General features: G+C 57.5%; 22 protein-coding genes. 9 read left to right on the plus strand and 13 right to left on the minus strand.

Features of this window, described 5'->3' with window-relative positions:
- Positions 1-7: 7 nt before the first annotated feature.
- From hemP to SHM7688_RS08375, 3 genes are all read right to left on the minus strand, one after another.
- Positions 8-166, minus strand: coding sequence for a hemin uptake protein HemP (gene hemP, locus SHM7688_RS19410; protein ID WP_144432528.1), 159 nt, complete (start codon positions 164-166; stop codon positions 8-10).
- 194 nt (positions 167-360) lie between these two features.
- Positions 361-948: a transglycosylase SLT domain-containing protein gene (locus SHM7688_RS08370; protein ID WP_058239488.1), complete on the minus strand. Its 588-nt coding sequence runs from the start codon at positions 946-948 to the stop codon at positions 361-363.
- A gap of 74 nt (positions 949-1,022) precedes the next feature.
- On the minus strand, positions 1,023-1,904 hold the full coding sequence (locus SHM7688_RS08375; RefSeq protein WP_058239489.1) for an AEC family transporter: 882 nt from the start codon (positions 1,902-1,904) through the stop codon (positions 1,023-1,025).
- 83 nt (positions 1,905-1,987) lie between these two features.
- Between SHM7688_RS08375 and hspQ the strand changes: the two genes are divergently transcribed.
- Positions 1,988-2,314: a heat shock protein HspQ gene (hspQ, locus tag SHM7688_RS08380; RefSeq protein ID WP_058239490.1), complete on the plus strand. Its 327-nt coding sequence runs from the start codon at positions 1,988-1,990 to the stop codon at positions 2,312-2,314.
- A 45-nt stretch (positions 2,315-2,359) separates the two neighbouring features.
- Here the strand turns inward: hspQ and SHM7688_RS08385 are convergent, their stop codons facing one another.
- The 4 genes from SHM7688_RS08385 to SHM7688_RS08400 all read right to left on the minus strand — a co-directional run bounded on the left by SHM7688_RS08385 (position 2,360) and on the right by SHM7688_RS08400 (position 5,244).
- Complete coding sequence (locus SHM7688_RS08385) at positions 2,360-2,746, minus strand: rhodanese-like domain-containing protein (RefSeq protein ID WP_058239491.1); 387 nt, start codon at positions 2,744-2,746, stop codon at positions 2,360-2,362.
- 3 nt (positions 2,747-2,749) lie between these two features.
- Complete coding sequence (gene ggt / locus SHM7688_RS08390) at positions 2,750-4,327, minus strand: gamma-glutamyltransferase (RefSeq protein WP_058239492.1); 1,578 nt, start codon at positions 4,325-4,327, stop codon at positions 2,750-2,752.
- A 119-nt stretch (positions 4,328-4,446) separates the two neighbouring features.
- On the minus strand, positions 4,447-4,881 hold the full coding sequence (locus SHM7688_RS08395; RefSeq protein WP_058239493.1) for an ATP-binding protein: 435 nt from the start codon (positions 4,879-4,881) through the stop codon (positions 4,447-4,449).
- 33 nt (positions 4,882-4,914) lie between these two features.
- Positions 4,915-5,244, minus strand: coding sequence for an STAS domain-containing protein (locus SHM7688_RS08400; RefSeq protein ID WP_058239494.1), 330 nt, complete (start codon positions 5,242-5,244; stop codon positions 4,915-4,917).
- Positions 5,245-5,435: 191 nt separating this feature from the next.
- On the opposite strand from SHM7688_RS08400, the gene SHM7688_RS08405 reads away from it, so the two are divergent.
- On the plus strand, positions 5,436-6,608 hold the full coding sequence (locus SHM7688_RS08405; protein WP_058239495.1) for an acetyl-CoA C-acyltransferase: 1,173 nt from the start codon (positions 5,436-5,438) through the stop codon (positions 6,606-6,608).
- A 55-nt stretch (positions 6,609-6,663) separates the two neighbouring features.
- Here SHM7688_RS08405 and SHM7688_RS08410 read toward each other — a convergent pair whose 3' ends face one another.
- The 5 genes from SHM7688_RS08410 to rpiA form a co-directional block, all read right to left on the minus strand.
- Positions 6,664-6,861 carry a DUF2065 domain-containing protein gene (locus SHM7688_RS08410; protein ID WP_058239496.1) on the minus strand — a complete coding sequence of 66 codons (198 nt, stop codon included), beginning with the start codon at positions 6,859-6,861 and terminating at the stop codon, positions 6,664-6,666.
- A complete protein-coding gene (hflC, locus tag SHM7688_RS08415; RefSeq protein ID WP_058239497.1) occupies positions 6,861-7,730 on the minus strand; it encodes a protease modulator HflC in 870 nt (289 codons plus the stop codon). The genes SHM7688_RS08410 and hflC overlap by 1 nt, the downstream gene beginning before the upstream one ends.
- A gap of 1 nt (position 7,731) precedes the next feature.
- Entirely contained in the window at positions 7,732-8,862 is a 1,131-nt protein-coding gene (gene hflK, locus SHM7688_RS08420; protein ID WP_058239498.1) for an FtsH protease activity modulator HflK, read from the minus strand.
- Positions 8,863-8,943: 81 nt separating this feature from the next.
- Positions 8,944-10,299 carry a glutathione-disulfide reductase gene (gene gor, locus SHM7688_RS08425; protein WP_058239499.1) on the minus strand — a complete coding sequence of 452 codons (1,356 nt, stop codon included), beginning with the start codon at positions 10,297-10,299 and terminating at the stop codon, positions 8,944-8,946.
- A 14-nt stretch (positions 10,300-10,313) separates the two neighbouring features.
- Positions 10,314-11,102: a ribose-5-phosphate isomerase RpiA gene (rpiA, locus tag SHM7688_RS08430; RefSeq protein ID WP_058239500.1), complete on the minus strand. Its 789-nt coding sequence runs from the start codon at positions 11,100-11,102 to the stop codon at positions 10,314-10,316.
- 219 nt (positions 11,103-11,321) lie between these two features.
- Between rpiA and SHM7688_RS08435 the strand changes: the two genes are divergently transcribed.
- Positions 11,322-12,029 (plus strand): glutathione S-transferase family protein, encoded by a 708-nt coding sequence (locus SHM7688_RS08435; RefSeq protein ID WP_058239501.1) that lies wholly within the window; start codon positions 11,322-11,324, stop codon positions 12,027-12,029.
- Positions 12,029-13,402: an L-serine ammonia-lyase gene (locus SHM7688_RS08440; RefSeq protein WP_058239502.1), complete on the plus strand. Its 1,374-nt coding sequence runs from the start codon at positions 12,029-12,031 to the stop codon at positions 13,400-13,402. The genes SHM7688_RS08435 and SHM7688_RS08440 overlap by 1 nt, the downstream gene beginning before the upstream one ends.
- 34 nt (positions 13,403-13,436) lie before the next feature.
- Here the strand turns inward: SHM7688_RS08440 and SHM7688_RS08445 are convergent, their stop codons facing one another.
- A complete protein-coding gene (locus SHM7688_RS08445) occupies positions 13,437-14,273 on the minus strand; it encodes a lytic transglycosylase domain-containing protein (protein WP_058239503.1) in 837 nt (278 codons plus the stop codon).
- A gap of 347 nt (positions 14,274-14,620) precedes the next feature.
- Here SHM7688_RS08445 and SHM7688_RS08450 point away from each other — a divergent pair, with 347 nt between their 5' ends.
- The 5 genes from SHM7688_RS08450 to SHM7688_RS08470 all read left to right on the plus strand — a co-directional run bounded on the left by SHM7688_RS08450 (position 14,621) and on the right by SHM7688_RS08470 (position 18,199).
- Positions 14,621-14,836: a hypothetical protein gene (locus SHM7688_RS08450; RefSeq protein ID WP_058239504.1), complete on the plus strand. Its 216-nt coding sequence runs from the start codon at positions 14,621-14,623 to the stop codon at positions 14,834-14,836.
- A gap of 76 nt (positions 14,837-14,912) precedes the next feature.
- Positions 14,913-15,128, plus strand: coding sequence for a hypothetical protein (locus SHM7688_RS08455; RefSeq protein WP_058239504.1), 216 nt, complete (start codon positions 14,913-14,915; stop codon positions 15,126-15,128).
- A gap of 86 nt (positions 15,129-15,214) precedes the next feature.
- Positions 15,215-15,418, plus strand: coding sequence for a hypothetical protein (locus tag SHM7688_RS08460; protein ID WP_058239505.1), 204 nt, complete (start codon positions 15,215-15,217; stop codon positions 15,416-15,418).
- 268 nt (positions 15,419-15,686) lie between these two features.
- Positions 15,687-16,556, plus strand: a complete 870-nt coding sequence (gene cpaB / locus SHM7688_RS08465; protein ID WP_058239506.1) for a Flp pilus assembly protein CpaB — start codon at positions 15,687-15,689, stop codon at positions 16,554-16,556.
- Positions 16,557-16,798: 242 nt separating this feature from the next.
- The gene (locus SHM7688_RS08470; protein WP_058239507.1) at positions 16,799-18,199 is read left to right on the plus strand and encodes a type II and III secretion system protein family protein; all 1,401 of its coding nucleotides are present in this window, start codon (positions 16,799-16,801) and stop codon (positions 18,197-18,199) included.
- Positions 18,200-18,208: the final 9 nt, after the last annotated feature.

An 18,208-nucleotide genomic window follows, 5' to 3' on the forward strand; every position in this document is an offset into this window, starting at 1 on the left:
GCAGGGCTCACTTGGTCAGGATCAATTTGCCCGCGCGGGTGATGCGCAGCGTATAGAGCTGGTCGTTCAGACGAATGTGGGCCAGTCCATTTTCACCAGTCAGGATACGGGCGTCATGTACAGGCAGGGCATTCACATAGTCAGCGGCTTGGGCTTGCATGGTCATTTGGGCTCTCCAAAATCTACGTTGGGATGCTCCACTCCGGAGCGCTGGCTTATTTCTGATTATTTTTGTCGGAATTGTCAACCCACCAAATTAAAGCCCTGTTCAGCATTCCAAATAACCTTCAGAATCCCCCCCAAAAGCAAAAAGGGCGCCCCGATGGGACGCCCTTTTTGCTTTTGAATTCTGCCTCACGCTCACCAGATGCGCGAACAGCTCTTCAGTTGTGCCTGATACCGCGCCGACCGGCTGGCCACATCATCCGCAACCCGCATCAGCCAGGCCTTGTTGCGATATGTGCCCCGTGCGTATCCTGTATGCCCTTCGTGATAATTGAGATACTGCGCACGCGCGTCGTGTAGTGACACGCCATTGCGATCCCGCGACTGATGGAAATACCAGCCCATGAAGTCTGAGGCATCTTTGATATCGTCGCGACGCGCGCCCCGGTTTCTGGTCTCACGACGGTATTCATCCCATGTGCCGTCAAGTGCTTGGGCGTAGCCATACGCGCTGCTTTGACGCCCCATCGGCAGAATGCCCAGCGCATATTTATGCGGCGTCCGGGCGTTGGAAATGAATTTGCTTTCTTGATACAACACCGCCATCTGAACGTGCACAGGCACGCCCCACTTACGTTTGGTGGCTGTGAATGCACGTTTAAAGTGCGGCTTCTCTTTGAGAATCGCACACGCGTTGTCCAAATTGCGCGGCGCACTGGTATCTTTGCCGCCGCAGGCCGCAACAAATGCCAACATCACCAACGCGAAGAGAAGTCTGCTCATCTGCCTCTCGCTATATTCTGTTTTTTTTGCAGCCTAGCCGATATCCGCAAGAGGCGACAATCACATTTGCTTGGCTAGACAAGCATCGTGAGCAACAGAGGCAATCCGATCACGGATACAAGTGTGGAAACCACAACAAAACCTGCCACTGCGCCGGAATCCGCTTCGTATTTCTCCGCAAGCAAATAGCTGCTCACGCCAACGGGCATCGCCATTTGCAACACCAACACACCAAACAACGTCCCACTCAGGCCAAAGGCGCGTGCCATCGCGTAACCGATCAGAGCACATAGGGCGAACTTCACAACGGACAGCCCGACGGCGGTGACAACCCGGCCCGGTGTCAGGCGTGCCACGGCCACACCAAGCGTGAGCAGCATCAGAGGAATCGCCATCTGCCCGATCAGTTCCAGCGTGTCGGTCACAAAACCCGGCGTTTCCCACCCCATGGCCAAAAACAACGCGCCCAGCAGGGTCGCCCAGATCATCGGCTCCTGCGCCATTTTGCCAAGGGCGCCCTCCCCTGCGACCAGCCAAATCCCCCATGTGAAAGAGAGAAGCGCAGTGATCGACAGGAGCACTACCGCCCCATCAAGCCCTGCTTGCCCAAAGGCAAAAAGCGCCATGGGCACGCCGAGGTTGCCGGTGTTTCCGAAGATAAACGGCGCGAGATAGGAACGGATATCGAGCTTCAAGAGCTTCAAAAGGCTCCACCCCACAGCACCAATCAGCAAATATCCTGCAAATCCTGCAAGTGTCAGCCGCCCCAATTCATTGAGATCCGCATCAGACTTCATCAGCGCCGTGAAGATCAGACAGGGCACAGCCAAGTTCACGCCAAGTCGCGTAACAAATTGAATGCGATACTCAAATCCCGCCTTCACCCAGGCAAAACCGACCCCAGCCACCAAGAAGACTGGCGCCACGATTTCCAACACTGTTAAGATCAAGTTCACAGACTGTTTCCTGCTAAAAATCGCCGAAAGTTGGACAAAGCCCCCTTGCAGGGTCTAACTTTGAGGAGTAGGGGCTGCAATACATGCTTACAACACGTGCAAAATATTACCTCGGTCAGGTCGTCCGTCACCGCAAACACCCGTTTCGCGGCGTTGTGTTTGATGTGGACCCAGAGTTTTCCAATACCGAAGAATGGTATGAGGCCATCCCTGAGGACAGCCGTCCCGTGAAGGATCAGCCGTTTTACCATCTGCTCGCCGAAAATGACCAAAGCTACTATGTGGCCTATGTGTCTGAGCAGAATCTGATCGCAGACTATTCCGGTGAACCGGTCAGCCATCCGGATTTGGATGAGATGTTTGGGCCGTTTGAAGATGGCGCCTATCCTTTGCACTACGCATTGAACTGATCAGATCAAGATGAAGACACGCCGGCCTCTGCAGCCGGCGTTTTTTCAGCTCTCCAGAATCGGAGCGCCACGTTTCTTCCAGCTTGAGAAGCCGCCTTCCATCTCGGCGATATTGGTCACGCCCATGTCTTGCAGCACCTTGACCGACAGCGCAGAGCGCCACGCGCTGGCACAAAACAGGATCAGTGTCTTATCTGTTGCAAGCGCTGGTTTGTGATACGGGCTGTCAGGGGCGATCCAAAACTCCAACATGCCACGCGGCGCGTGAAATGCACCTTCGATGCGGCCTTCGCGCTCAAGTTCCCTTGGATCACGAATATCCACAAACAGGGCCTCGCCCGCCGCAACCATCGCGGCGGCCTCTTCCTGACTGAGGCTGCGAATTTCAGATTTGGCCGCGTTGACAAGGTCTTTGATGGGGGTGATAGCCATGTGTCAGTATCCTATCGCGGCGCCGTCTTTGCGCGGATCAGACGCGCCTTCCAGCACGCCGCTTTCATGAATGCGAATCGCCTGTGCCCCACCGATTGGCGCATCCGGCACCACCACCTTGTGGCCCATATCGGTCAGGGCCTGCTTGACCTCGTCCCCATAGCCGCGTTCGAGTTTCAATACGCCGTCCTCCACGAAAGAGCGCGGCGAATCCAACGCGGTCTGCGGATCCATGCCAAAGTCCTCCATGTTGGAAAGCACACGTGCATGGCCGTTGGGCTGATAATGCCCGCCCATCACCCCAAAGGGCATCTCCACGCGACCATTGCGACGCACCATACCGGGAATGATCGTATGCATCGGGCGCTTGCCCCCGGCCATTTCATTTGGATGCCCCTCCTGGAGCGTGAACCCTCCGCCGCGGTTTTGCATCAGAATGCCAAATTTGTCGGAGGCAATGCCGGACCCAAAGGCGTGGAAAATCGAATAGATCATCGACACTGCCATGCCATCTTTGTCCACCACGGAGAGGTAGACTGTGTCTTTGTGCACCGCTTCGGTGAGCGGGGCCGCAGCGGGCATGGCCCGTTTGGGATCAATCAGGGCCGCGAGCTTTGCAGCTGTTTCCTCAGACAGCATATGCGCCGTGCGGATGGTGTGATCTGGATCCGCAATCAGCCGATCCCGCGCGTCATAGGCCAATTTGGCGGCCTCTGCCTCAATGTGCGTGCGTTCGACGCCAAAGGGATCCATGGCAGCGATATCGAAATGCTTCAGGATATTGAGCAGCAGGATCGCCGTGGCGCCTTGACCATTGGGCGGATGCTCCAACAATTCCACGCCTTTATACGTGCCCCCAATCGGCGTCGTCTCATTGCCCTTGGTGGCCGCAAAATCCTCCAGCGTGTGCACACCGCCCATCGCCCGCAAAGTGTTGACCATGTCTTCGGCAATTTCACCGGTATAGAAGGCATCCCGCCCCTGTGCGGCGACACGGCGCAAGACCTCAGCCTGACCTGGCGCGCGGAAAATATCTCCTTTGGACAAAGGCTGGTCGTCTTTGAGATAATGACGGCGGCCATGGCCTTGCAGATTGCCTTGGCAGGACTGCCAGTCAAAGGCCGCCCGTGGTGCGACGGGAATGCCCTCTTCGGCGTAATGGATGACCGGAGCGAGGCTGTCGGCGATGCCAAGCTTGCCAAATCTTTCAGAAAGAGAGCAAAAGCCATCAATCGCGCCGGGAATGGTCACCGCCTCAACCCCAAAGAGCGGCACAGCCTCAAGCCCGCGTGCCCGCAGATCTGCAGCTTTGGCCGCTTGTGGCGCGCGGCCTGATCCATTGAAGGCCAGAACCTCATCACTCCCAGCAGGCGACACCAGAGTAAAACAATCCCCGCCAATGCCCGTGGACGCAGGCTCGCAAATCCCGAGCAGCACAGAGCCAGCAATGGCCGCATCCATTGCATTGCCCCCCTGCCGCAGAATGCTCACGGCGACTTCAGCGGCCAATGGCGTAGAGGTGGCACACATGCCATTGGTGGCCATCACAGGTGAGCGGCCGGGGAAATGAAAATCGCGCATGCAGGAGCCTCCTTTGTTCACATGTGAACTTTAATCAGGCCAGCAAACGATGCAAGCGCGCAAATCCATAAGATGGAACCGCGTGCGGGGATGTGATGATGTAATGCGGGAGGGAAGCGTCAATCCGGGACGCGGAAACTCAGGCGATTATGCCCTGTGGCACGCCGCTGATAGTCGATATCTTGTGCCAGAGAACGCACGAGGCCCCACCCAAAGCCGCCCTCAGGCATATCGGAGAGATCGCGTTCAAGATCAGGCATTTGACCATCTGGCAATTTATTTTCAGGCATCTGTGCGCCATTGTCGCGCACCTCAACAAACCAGCAGTGATCGGAATAATTACAGGCAATCACAATCTGCCCATCCTGACGCCCGGCCAGCGCATGTTCGACAACATTATTGAGCACTTCTGCGAGCACAATTTCAAGCACGCCGGCATTGCAGGCCGCAAACTCCTGAGCCGTCAGCTTGTGCCGAAGCGTTTCCAGAGCATTGCGCACCTCTTGGGGTGTGCCTTCGAGCTCAATATGAATATCAGCCTGCGGGTTGGTCACTCTTCTGTGTGCCCTTTAAGTGCGACGAAGCGATCAGATAGCAATCGCGTCAGTCAAAGAATTGTGAATTCTGAATACGGTGTCCATACGGGTCAAACGGAAAACTTTATCAACATTTTCATTGAGACCAGCCAATTCAAGAGGATGACTGCCCCCAAGTTGCTTCATGGCTGCAACAATTGCACCCAATCCACTGGAATCGATGAAATCCACTTCGGAAAGGTCTAGGATCACACGACCGGAGACATCGTCCGTTTCTTCACGCATGCGGTCTTTGAACTGAATCGCCACAGAGGCATCAATCCGCGTCTCATGCACGGACACAATCAGAGCATCGCCCTCTGTCTTACTCGACACATTCATTCTGACCTCTCCTTCACTTTCGTCCAAGACGAACTCTATCCCCTAATCGTTACCAAGAAGTGAGCGCGCCCCTGTGAACGATTGATTTACCACAGCGCGCACCCTGAGGGAGGGGGTTGTAACATCCTTGCAAAGATTGTCGTGCAAGGCCATGGAGAAATAATATTTCGTGGCTGAAGAGGAGCACAGCAATGCGGAAAGTTGTGATTGCGGGAGCGGCCCGCACACCTATGGGAGGATTTCAGGGCGCTTTCGACGGCGTTGAAGCGGCGGAGCTTGGCGGCGCGGCGATTCGTGCTGCCCTGTCAGATGCGCGCACAGAAAGCGTAGATGAAGTTCTCATGGGCTGTGTGCTGCCAGCCGGCCAAGGTCAGGCCCCGGCGCGTCAAGCGGGCTTTAAAGGCGGTCTGGGCGAAGAGGTACCGGCAACCACGCTCAACAAGATGTGCGGCTCTGGCATGAAGGCAGCGATGATGGCTTATGACGCCGTGGCACTTGGGGATCGGGATCTGATGATCGCAGGCGGCATGGAAAGCATGACCAATGCACCCTACGTTCTGCCAAAGATGCGCGGTGGCGCGCGCATCGGCCATCAACAGGTGGTTGATCACATGTTTCTGGACGGGCTGGAAGACGCCTATGACAAAGGACGCCTGATGGGCACCTTTGCTGAGGACTGCGCCGAAAGCTTTCAGTTCACACGCGAAGCACAGGATGACTATGCCCTGAAATCGCTCTCCAATGCCCTGAACGCGCAGAAAAGCGGGGCCTTTGAGGGGGAAATTGCGCCTGTGACGATCTCTACCCGCAAGGGAGAGATCGAAATTCATGAGGATGAACAACCCGGCAACGCCCGCCCGGAGAAAATCCCACAGCTGAAACCGGCGTTTCGCAAAGATGGCACCGTGACAGCGGCCAACAGTTCTTCCATCTCCGATGGAGCCGCCGCATTGGTGGTGGCCGCTGAGGAGGCTGCCAAAGCGCAGGGTTTGAATGTCCGCGCCCATATTGTGGGGCATGCCAGCCACGCGCAGGCTCCGGGTCTGTTCACAACCGCACCTGTGCCCGCCACGCAGAAACTCCTGCAAAAAATCGGCTGGCGCAAAGAGGATGTGGATCTTTGGGAGGTGAATGAGGCCTTTGCCGTGGTGCCCATGGCGTTCATGCATGAAATGGGGCTGAGTCGCGATATTGTGAATGTGAACGGGGGGGCCTGCGCTTTGGGCCATCCGATTGGTGCCTCGGGCGCGCGGATCATGGTGACGCTTCTGAACGCGCTGGAAAAGCGCGGGTTGAAACGCGGCGTGGCGGCCATCTGCATTGGCGGCGGCGAAGGCACCGCAATCGCCATCGAGCGACCTTAAGACTTCGACAAACAGCAACCGCCGCGCGTTTTGACGGCGCGGCGGTCTGATACGCTCAGGCGCCCAGCGCCTTCGCAATCCAGACAACGAGTAGCCCAAAGGCCAAAGCGGCCAGCCCGACCAAGCGGCGTTGCTGTTCGGGAATGGCCCGCAGCATTGCCAAAAGCTCCTCAACAAGCGAAGGGGCCAGTGCGTACACCAGCCCCTCGACAATCAACACCAGCCCAAGGGCCAGAAGCGCAGTTTCCACCATCAGCGGCCCTGCACATCCTTGAAGTAGTTGAAGAAATCACTGTCAGGTGACAGCACCATTGTGGAATTGCCGGACTGCAACGCCGCACGATAGGCATTCAGCGACCGGTAGAATTCAAAGAACTCCGGGTCCGCGCCAAAGGCGTCTGCAAAGATCGCGTTGCGTTCTGCATCGGCTTCACCACGGGTGATTTCCGCTTCACGACGTGCTTCGGAGACGAGTTCCACCACGGTACGATCCGCTTGCGCACGCACACGCTGCGCCGCTTCGTTACCACGGGCCCGCTCATCGGTTGCCTCACGTTCACGCTCTGCACGCATCCGCTCAAAGGTGGCTTCCAAGTTCTGCGGTGGCAGATCGGTGGCCTTCAGACGCACGTCGACCACTTCGAGACCAAGCGCGCGCGCCTCCGCAATGGCGGCATTGCGAATGCGCAACATAAGCGCGGCACGGTCTGTCGAAAGGATATCCTTGGAGGACACGGTGCCGAGAACTTCGCGGGTTTCTGCTGTCAGGATGCGGTCAAGCCGCTGCCCCGCAACAACTTCACCACCGTTACCAACAGCCTGACGGAACTGAACCACGTCTGCGATGCGGAAACGCGCAAAGGCATCCACAACAAGACGACGGTCATCCGCCGGGGTGACTTCGATCGGCCCGACATCAATGGACAGAATGCGATCGTCATAGGTGACGACTTCCTGAACCAGCGGAATCTTAAACGCCAGACCCGGATCTTCCTTCACGGAGACAACCCGACCAAATTGCAGCACAAGCGCCTTTTGACGTTCATCCACGATGAAGATCGAGGACAGGAGACCGGCAATCACAATCACCACAATCGGCAGAAGATATGTAGACTTGTTCATATCAGTTGCTCCCCTTCCGCAGTTCGTTCAGCGGCAGGTATGGCACCACCCCCTGATCGCCTGCTCCCTCATCGATGATCACTTTTTCGATGTCGCCAAGAACGTCTTCCATGGTTTCCAGATAGAGACGCTTGCGGGTCACATCAGGAGCCTTGACATATTCTTGCAGAACAGCGGTAAAGCGGCTGGCTTCACCCTGCGCTTCGTTCACGACCTGTGCACGATAACCTTCGGCTTCTTCCAGCACCTGCGCAGCTTCACCGCGCGCTTCGGCCAGAACCCGGTTAGCATAAGCGTCCGCCACGTTTTGCAGACGGTCACGCTCCTGCGCAGCAGCCTGAACATCGCGGAAAGCGTCAATCACGCTGGCGGGTGGATCCGCACGGTCAAAGTTCACACGCACGATGTTCACACCGCTGTCGTAGCTGTCGAGCGTGTCTTGGATCAGCTCTTGCAGACGATCCGCGATCACACCACGATCCCGGTTCAGGATCGGCGCCAGCTCAGACTGCGCGATGATTTCGCGCATCGCAGATTCAGAAACCGCCCGGATGGTCTGGGGCGGATCGGCAAGGTTGAAGAGATATTTGGCAGGGTCGGAAATGTTCCAAACCACCTGATAGTCAACATCGACAACATTTTCATCGCCGGTCAGCATCAGGCCGTCTTCGCCACGGCGCGCGCCGCCCATATCTTCGGTCTGTTCGCGGGTCACAGGAAGAACTTCACGCGAGACCAAGGGCCAAGGTGCAAAGTTCAGACCTTCTGTGCCGGTGCGGTAGTATTCCCCAAGGAACAGCTCAACAGATTGTTCAAAGTTCTGAACCCTGTAGAGGCTCGCTGCGCCCCAAGCAAAAACAGCAACCACGGCACCAATCAGCAACATGCCTTTGCTGATGCCCGGGCCGCCCGCGCCGCCGCCGGTCTGACCATTGCCGCCATCTCCACCGCGACCGCCCATCAGCACACGCAGTTGATCCTGACCCTTTTTCATCAGGTCATCGATGTCGGGAATCTGTGGCCCGTCGCCCTGCGGCGGGCGCTGATCGCCGCCATTGTTGTTGCCGCGATTTCCGCCGCCGCCCTGGTTGCCGCCGCCCCCTCCCCAGGGGCCGCCATTGTTTCCTGCCATGCGGGATCTTCCCTTTCTCAATAAGTCTCTGGCGTCCCCATAAACCTGAGGGTTACGCCAGAAAAATCAACCCATGCCGCCTTACAGGCTGCGCACGGGCGCTTTCATTGTGACCAACTCTTCAGACATGGTGGGGTGTACCGCCACGGTCCGGTCAAAATCTTCTTTGGTTGCGCCCATTTTTACGGCGATTCCCGCAAGCTGGATCATCTCTCCCGCACCCGGCGCGACGATATGACAGCCCAGTACCTTGCGGGTGGCCTTGCTCACGATGAGCTTCATCAGAACGCGCTCCGCACGGCCTGCGAAGGCCTGCTGCATCGGTTTGAAGCTGGTGGCGTAAACCTCAATCGGCTCCTGCTCGGCAGCTTCTTCTTCGCTGAGCCCCACGGTGCCCATTTCTGGCTGCGTGAAGATCGCGGTTGGGATCAACTCGTGATCTACCGGCGTTGGATTGCCTTTGAACACGGTTTCCACAAAGGCCATGCCTTCGCGGATGGCAACAGGGGTCAGATTCACGCGGTCGGTCACGTCGCCCACAGCAAACACTGAAGGCACGCCGGTCTGGCCATAGTCATCAACGATGACTTCGCCCTTACGGCCCAACTGTACGCCGATCTCTGCCAGCCCCATATTGTCAGTGTTGGGCGCCCGCCCGGTGGCAAACATCACCTGATCAAACAAACGCTCTTCGCCGTTGGTCGCCTTGACCCAGATCTTGTCGCCTTCTTTGCGCATCTCCAGCACGTTGGTGCCGCAGTGGATATCCACACCGCGCTGCTGCATCTCTTCGGCAACCAGACCACGCGCCTCATCGTCAAAGCCGCGCAGGATCTGCGCACCGCGGTAGAATTGCGTGGTTTTCACGCCAAGGCCGTTCATGATCCCGGCAAATTCAGAGGCGATGTAGCCCCCGCCCACAATCAGGATGCTCTCCGGCAGTTTTTCCAGATGGAAAATCTCATTGGAGCTGATGCCCAGTTCCGCGCCGGGCAGATCCGGCCAGACCGGACGCCCGCCCATGGCCAGCAGGATATGTTTGGCGGTTTTCTGTGTGCCGTCTGAGAGTTCCACAGTATGCGCATCCACCATTTTGGCGCGCTGATCAAAGCTCTCCACACCGCTGTTTTTCAGCAGATTGCGATAGATGCCTTCCAGACGGTCAAGTTCGGCGTGCAGCTTGCCTTTGAAGGCGTCCCAGTCAAACGCGCCCGGCTGAATATCCCAGCCATAGGCCTGCGCATCTTCGACCATGCCCGCATATTCAGAGGCAAACACCATCAGCTTCTTGGGAACACAGCCCCGGATCACACAGGTGCCGCCATAGCGGTCTTCCTCTGCGAGCGCGACTTTTACACCTTCGGCCGCCGCAACGCGGGCAGCCCGTACACCACCGGACCCACCGCCGATGACAAAGAGATCATAATCAAAGGACATGATTTGCCTTTTTGTTAGTCCACAAGATCCGTGAACAGGTTGTCTGTTTCCGCGAAGTCGAGCATCGCCTCTTCGATTGTGCCAGCGTTGATATCGCGCACTTCTACACGCCCGTCACCATAGCCGACCACTACGGCATCACAGATATCGATGAACAACCCGTTTTCAACCACGCCCGGCATCTGGTTGATGGCCAACGCAAGCTGACGCGCATCACCGACGCGGTTCAGGTGCAGGTCTAAAATATGATTGCCCTCATCGGTAACAAAAGGCGCGGCACCATTCATCCGCAGGGTGCTGGAGCGACCCAGCACATCCATGCTGACAAGGGTTTCCTCAATCAGGGCCTGTGTGGTCTGCCAACCAAAGGGCACCACCTCCACCGGCAAAGGGAAAGCGCCCAGCGTCTCCACCTCTTTGCCGACATCTGCAATCACAACCATTTGATCAGAAGCAGTGGCCACAATCTTTTCTTGCAGAAGCGCGCCACCGCCGCCCTTGATCAGATTGAGATCGGCGTCAAATTCATCTGCGCCATCAATCGTCACATCGAGCCATTTGGCCTCATCCAGACTGATGACATCAATGCCAACCTCCCGCGCAAGCTGCGCCGTGCGTGTAGATGTGGGCACGCCCTTGATGCGCAGGCCCTGATCGCGCACCATTTCCCCAAGGCAGCGCACAAGCCATGCCGCAGTGGATCCGGTGCCCAATCCCACCCGCATACCATCCTCGACATAGTCGGTGGCACGCTTAGCGGCGACAAATTTGGCCTTGTCGATGGGCGACAATTCTCCGGTCATTGTGGCAACTCCCTGCATCTTTTGTCACTTTATAGAAAAGATGGCCGCCGGGGGCGAGAGCCGATTGCGGGAAATCCCCAGAGATCCTACGCTTTTCGGGCCTGAAACCTGTTTTCAACACGGGTTTGCCAGCTTGACCAGGGCCGGGCTGCGTGTTTCCGATCGGAAACGTCGCTTTTGCGCCGCCAGCCCGTTTCTACGACCGTTAGAAATCTTAGTATGACAGATCCGTATCGCCTTCACTATGCACCTGACAATGCCTCGCTGATCATCCGGCTGGCACTGGAGGAGCTTGGTTTGCCCTATGAGACTCTGCTGGTGGATCGGCGCAAGACCGCACAACAATCTCCCGAGTACCTTGCCCTTAATCCCAATGGCACCATTCCGGTTCTGGAGACGCCAGACGGCCCCCTCTTTGAAACCGCTGCGATTCTTCTTTGGCTGTCGGAGACCACTGGCAAGCTCGCGCCACCTGCGCGCACAGAGAACCGTGCGGCCTTTTTGAAATGGATGCTATGGTGCTCCAACACCTTCCAGATTGATCTGCGCCATTTGTTCTATCCTGAAAAAGTCATTGGTGCGGACCCCGACCATCAGGCGCAACTGCGCCGCGTGTTTCAGACCCGGCTGAAACAGGACTTAGACATTCTGGAACAAGGGCTATCAGACACATCTGGCCTTGCGGGCGATGTGACACCGACACTTCTGGACCTTTATGTGCCCTGCCTGCTGCGCTGGACCAAGCTCTATGCCGAAATGCCAGAGCAGCCATGGTTCCAACTTGATACTTACCCAACCCTGCATGCAATATGCCTGCGCGCAGAAGCACGTGCCAGCACACATGCCGCGCAACAGGCAGAAGGGCTTGGCCCAACCCCCTTCACCGCCCCCATCCTAGCCACTCCGCCAGAAGGATCTGCGACCTAATGTTCCTCTCCGTCTTTGACATGTTCAAAGTGGGCATTGGCCCCTCTTCATCACATACCATGGGCCCCATGGTGGCCGCTGCACGTTTTCTGGATGTGCTGCGCAATTCTCCCTTTGAGGTGCATGGGCTGCGCGGCAGCCTGCATGGGTCTCTGGCATTTACGGGCGTCGGCCACGCAACCGACCGGGCTACAATTCTTGGATTGGCAGGCTTTCAACCTGACAGCTATGACAATGACAAAGCCGAAGCGGCTCTGGCCGAGATCCGCGACACGGGCCTTGTGCATCCAGAAGGTCTGCCCGCCCTGCATTTTGATCCCCGCCAAGATCTGAAGTTTGACTTCGGCCCCAATCTGCCGGGCCATGCCAACGGTATGATCCTCATGGCCACCGATGCGCAGGGCGATGTGATCCTGCAGGAGACCTATTATTCCATCGGCGGGGGCTTTGTGGTCACCGAAGCAGAACTCAACGACGGCAAGGCAACCGACGAAGGCGCCCCCGTTCCCTACCCGTTCAAAAGCGCGGTTGAGATGCTGGACATGGCGGAGCATTCCGGCAAATCCATCGCCGCCATGAAACAGGCCAACGAGGTGGCACGCGGATGCCCTGACAGTCTCAGCAAAGGCTGCGCGCGCATCTGGCAAGTGATGAACGACTGCATTGATCGCGGTCTGACCACCGATGGCACCCTGCCCGGCGGCCTCAATGTGCGCCGTCGCGCCAAAGGCATTCATGACGCGCTGCAGGCGGAGCGAGGCATGAACCTCAATGCGCCACATACGATCAATGACTGGATGAGCGCCTATGCCATGGCGGTGAACGAGGAAAACGCCGCCGGTGGTCAAGTGGTCACAGCCCCCACCAATGGCGCGGCGGGCGTCTTGCCTGCGGTGATCCGCTATTGGCTGGACCACGTGCCCGGCGCGACCTCCTCACGGATCGACGAGTTCCTGCTGACCGCGGCAGCGATCGGCGGGCTGGTGAAATTCAACGCCTCCATCTCCGGCGCTGAGGCGGGGTGTCAGGCCGAGGTGGGATCCGCCTCTGCTATGGCGGCCGCGGGACTATGTGCTGTGATGGGGGGCACCCCCGCACAGGTGGAGAATGCCGCAGAGATCGCACTGGAACATCACCTTGGCATGACTTGTGACCCTGTCAAAGGGCTGGTGCAGGTGCCCTGCATTGAGCGCAATGGTCTGGGCGCGATCAAAGCGGTGTCTGCGGCCTCGCTTGCCCTGCGCGGCGATGGAGAGCACTTTGTCCCTCTGGACGCGGTGATCGAAACCATGCGCCAAACGGGTGCGGACATGCACGAGAAGTACAAAGAGACCTCGCTGGGCGGCCTCGCTGTCAACGTGCCCAACTGTTAAGGCAACGCGCGTTAAGCCATCGCGCCACTCGGCCTCATGGTTTGGCGAACACACATCCATCTGTGATCAGTTCAGGTGGCGTCATGCAAAGCGCGCGCGCCACCTGAAACGCGGCCAGCACTTTGGGCACATATGCGCGTGTCTCAGCATAGGGCGGCACACCGCTATGCTCCGCAATCGCATTCTCCCCTGCATTGTATCCGGCAAGCACCAAAATCGGGTCACCTTCGAACTTCTGCATCAGGAAATCCAGAAACAACGCTCCCCCCGCAATATTGGCGGCGCCATCAAAACTGTCCACCACACCAAAACGCGCCGCCGTGGCAGGCATCAGTTGCATTAAGCCCTGCGCGCCTGCACCACTCTGGGCCTCGACACGCCCCCCGGATTCCACGGCTATCACCGCGAGCACCAAAGCCGGAGAGACCTGCTTACCGATTGTGGCAATCAGAATGTCCGTGCCATGTGCTTGCACGATCCCCTGCAGGGTGGCCAGTCGTGGCGCAGGCACAGCTTCGCCTTGTGGTGGATTGGAGAGGCTTTGCAACGCAGGCTCCAGACGTCCCGGCCCGCTGGCATCCAAGTCAGGAGACACATCCTCCCAAAACCATGCCACAACGGCTGGTGCTTTCTGCCCTTTTGACTGAGGGGGGCCTGCTTCGGGTGTTTGAACGGCCAGAGGATCCTTGGGTGCGATTTGAACGGTGATGCGCTTGGATTGCCCCGGCTTTGGCGGCGTGACTCGCTTTGCAGAAAAATCAGGAAACGGCTTGGGCCCCTCAGCCAAACCAGCAGAGGCGATGCCCAACGCTAAGGTCGAAACCAACAGAGACCACAGGGCAAAGGAAGCCCACACACTGTTTTTACGCATTTATTGACACCCTGCTCGGATCCTTTTCGCGGAGTTTGGCAGAATTCTCATTTTGAAGCCAGTTTCGCGGCCCCAATCCCCTGAAAACGGATGCGATTCGTGAAGATCAAATGCAGCGCAAGCACTAAGGTTAAGGCAAAATTAAAATCATAATCATTCAAAAACAATAACTTACCATGGGAAATTCAACATTTCGCATTTGATCCAAAATGGAACCACTTGCGCCCAATTCCCGCCCCATTCGAGGGGGATATTGCTGTCATACCAAGTCGGGCAGGCAAGAGAGAGACACGCCGCTAACGCCTGACAGGGTGGCAAAACCAACTGATCCTTTGGAGGGACACACTATGATCAAGTTCATCAAAAACTTCCGCAAAGACGAAGCCGGCGCCGTAACTGTTGACTGGGTTGTTCTGACCGCAGCCGTGGTTGGCCTCGCAGTGGCAGCATTCACCGCCATCGAAACATCCACCTCCACGCTGACAGGCCAAGCGGCTGGCGCGCTCAACGGTGCAGACGCCGCAACCGCAACCATCGCTCCTGGCGCAGCGGCTGACAGCTAAGTCCAGACCCTCTGAGCGCAGGCAGAAAACATATCCTGCCGCGCTCACCTGACACATCTATTTTTGGAGAGACACCATGATCAAATTCATCAAAAACTTCCGCAAAGACGAAGCTGGCGCCGTAACTGTTGACTGGGTTGTTCTGACCGCAGCCGTGGTTGGCCTCGCAGTGGCAGCATTCACCGCCATCGAAACATCCACCTCCACGCTGACAGGCCAAGCGGCTGGCGCGCTCAACGGTGCAGACGCTGCAACCGCAACCATCGCTCCTGGCGCAGCGGCTGACAGCTAAGCCTAGCCGCCTACGACATGAGGGCGCATCTGCGCCCTCTTTCACTTAACTGGGGGATGTCCTCCTATCCGAGACGAGAGGCTGCCATGAAATTTTCTCTTTCCACATTCCGTCGCGAAGAAGCCGGCGCAGTCACTGTTGACTGGGTTGTGTTGACCGCGGCTGTGGTGGGGCTGGCTGTCGCTGCCTTTGCTGCCATCGAAGCCGTCACAGATGAACCTGTGCGTGCTGCTGCCGTGGTACTCAATGATGCGGATGCTGCAACCGACGCGGTTGTTGTCCCGCAATAGTCACCACGAGCGCGGGCCTGAGATCAGGCCACCAAATCTGAACGCGATACCGGCGCCCGATCAGGAGCGCCTGTATCAATTTTCTGACATGCTGCGCGGCCTCAATACGGGAGCAATGTGGACGGAAGCCGGATTGGATCTAAAAGCCACGAAAGCTGCTCTATCCCACCCCGAAGTTGCCACATTCCAGGACAAGACTGTCAGATGACCCATTCTCGGCGCGGGCACACCGCCCAAAGGCCGGGAACACAAACACGAGGTAGAACCGATGCGTGCTATATTCGCTGCCGTTTTGTTGATCGGACTGGGGATCGCAGGATTCGCGGTCTACATGGCGCAGAACTACATCAAAGAACTGGACCGTCAGGCTGAGATGGCGCGCAAGAATGCGCCCCCCGCCGTTGATCTGGTTGATGGCTTCATCGTTGCGCGTGAAATGAAATTTGGCGAAAAGCTCGCCATCAAAGACGTGCGCCGCGTGAAATGGCCCAAAGCAGCCGTGGTGGACGGCATGTTCACCGACGCCGAGGTGTTGTTCCCGGATGGGGACAACCAACAGCGCGTGATCCTGCGCACCATGGAAAAAGGCGAAGTTCTGATTGCCGCCAAACTGACCGAACCCGGCCAGGAAGCAGGCATTCGCTCGCGCCTTAAGGAAGGTGAGCGCGCCTTCACTATCAAAGTGGACGTGACCAGCGGCGTTTCTGGCCTGCTGCGCCCCGGGGATCGTGTCGACGTCTACTGGACGGGTCGTGCAGACAACGACCGCTCTGGCCGTGGTGACTTCACCAAACTGATCCAGCCCAATGTAAAGCTGATCGCGGTGGACCAATCCGTGAATGAAGAGATGAAAGGCGGCGGCATCGCTCGGACCGTGACCGTGGCGGTCACATCAGAAGAAGTCCCCTCCCTGAACTTCGCTCAAAGCTCTGGCCGCCTGTCCCTGTCATTGGTCGGCGCGGGGGATGACACCGTCGCGGAAGTGATCGAAGTGGATCAAAAATCCCTACTGGGTCTGCAGGAAGAGGCGCAGCCGGTCGCCCGTGAAATCGTGCAGGTCGCACCGGAACGGGTCTGCACCATCAAGAACCGCAAGGCGGGCCAAGTGATCGAAATCCCGATCCCCTGTACCAATTAAGACTGCGTCACGCAGCGGTTCACAACATCGTTTTTCGAAAGGCGCCCGCATCTCGGGCGCCTTTATTTTATGAGAAAAACCGACATCCACCTCAGAAAGAATGTGGCCATGCCTCCACAGACTGAGCATTCAAAACACCGCTGAAACCATTGATTCTTGCAATAATTCGCCAATTGGCGCACAGTACAAAAAACTGTGGGCGAAAGATCCACGAACTGAGGCGTGATCGAGAGGCAGGTCACATGACTATGAAAAGACTGTTTGGGGCGGCCCTGCTGGGTGTCGCCATCGGGATTATGCCATTCGTGGCGACCCCAAGTAACGCGGAAACGCTGCGCGTTGTGCGCAGTGGTACGTCTTCCACACTGGGGGTTCCGATGAACCGCGCCGTGGTTGTGGAAAGTGATGTGCCCTTTGCGGAGCTTTCCATCGCCAACCCGGCGATTGCGGATATTTCCTCTCTGTCGGACCGCACAATCTACGTTCTGGGGAAATCGCCCGGCCTGACAACACTGACCTTGCTGGACGCAACCGGCAAGTTGATCACCAACGTGGAAGTGCGCGTGGCGCCAGATCTGAGTGAATTCAAGGAACGGCTTCAGCAGATCCTTCCAAATGAAAAAATTGAGATCCGCTCCGCCAATGACGGTATCGTCATGTCCGGCACTGTTTCCTCGGCCCAGAAGCTGCAACGCGCGCTGGATCTGGCGGAACGCTATGCGCCCGAGCGCGTGTCCAACCTGATGGTGGTCGGCGGCGTGCAGCAGGTGACGCTCAAAGTCCGCTTTGCTGAGATGCAGCGCAGCGTGTCCAAAGCGCTGACAACCGACTTCAACATCACAAACAATGACGACATCACTCTGCGCACCGGGATTTTCAACCAGCGCCCCAACGATGATGGCACGCGCAATCTTGATCCCAACTCACGCGGCGCAGGTTTTTTCAATCTCAGCGCTGGCGCGTTTGAGATCAACCTTCTGCTGCAGGCGCTGGAAACCAAAGGTGTCGTACGTACCCTGGCAGAGCCGAATCTGACAGCACTGTCAGGTCAGGAAGCCAAATTCCTGGCAGGCGGGGAATATCCTATTCCGGTGGCGCAGGAAGAAGGCACCATTTCTGTGGAATTCAAACCCTTCGGTGTGGAGTTGAACTTCATTCCACGGGTGATTGATGGCGATTTGATCAACCTTGAGCTGGCCACCGCTGTGTCGGCGTTGGATACCGCAAATGGCTTTTCTGACGGCACATTGAACATCGCCGCCTTCAGCCGCCGTGAAACCTCCACCACGGTGGAGCTGCGCGACGGTGAGAGCTTTGCCATTTCCGGCCTGCTTCAGGATGACTTCCTCGACAACAACTCTCAGGTGCCCTGGCTCGGCGACGTGCCGGTGCTTGGCACACTCTTCCGCAGTGCCGACTACGAGCGATCTCAGTCAGAACTGGTGGTGATCGTCACCGCGCATCTGGTCACGCCAACACGCGGTGAAGCGCTGGCTCTGCCAACCGATCGTGTCAAACTGCCCACAGAGCAGGAACTCTTCCTGCTGGGTCACACGACCGGCAACGTGAAAAAACAGCGCGGTGCCGCTGGTGAAGTCGCAAAACACGATTTCTCCGGCTCTTACGGCTATGTGATGGACTGAGGAAGGGCA

This window comes from Shimia marina, from assembly GCF_001458175.1.
GTDB lineage: Bacteria > Pseudomonadota > Alphaproteobacteria > Rhodobacterales > Rhodobacteraceae > Shimia > Shimia marina.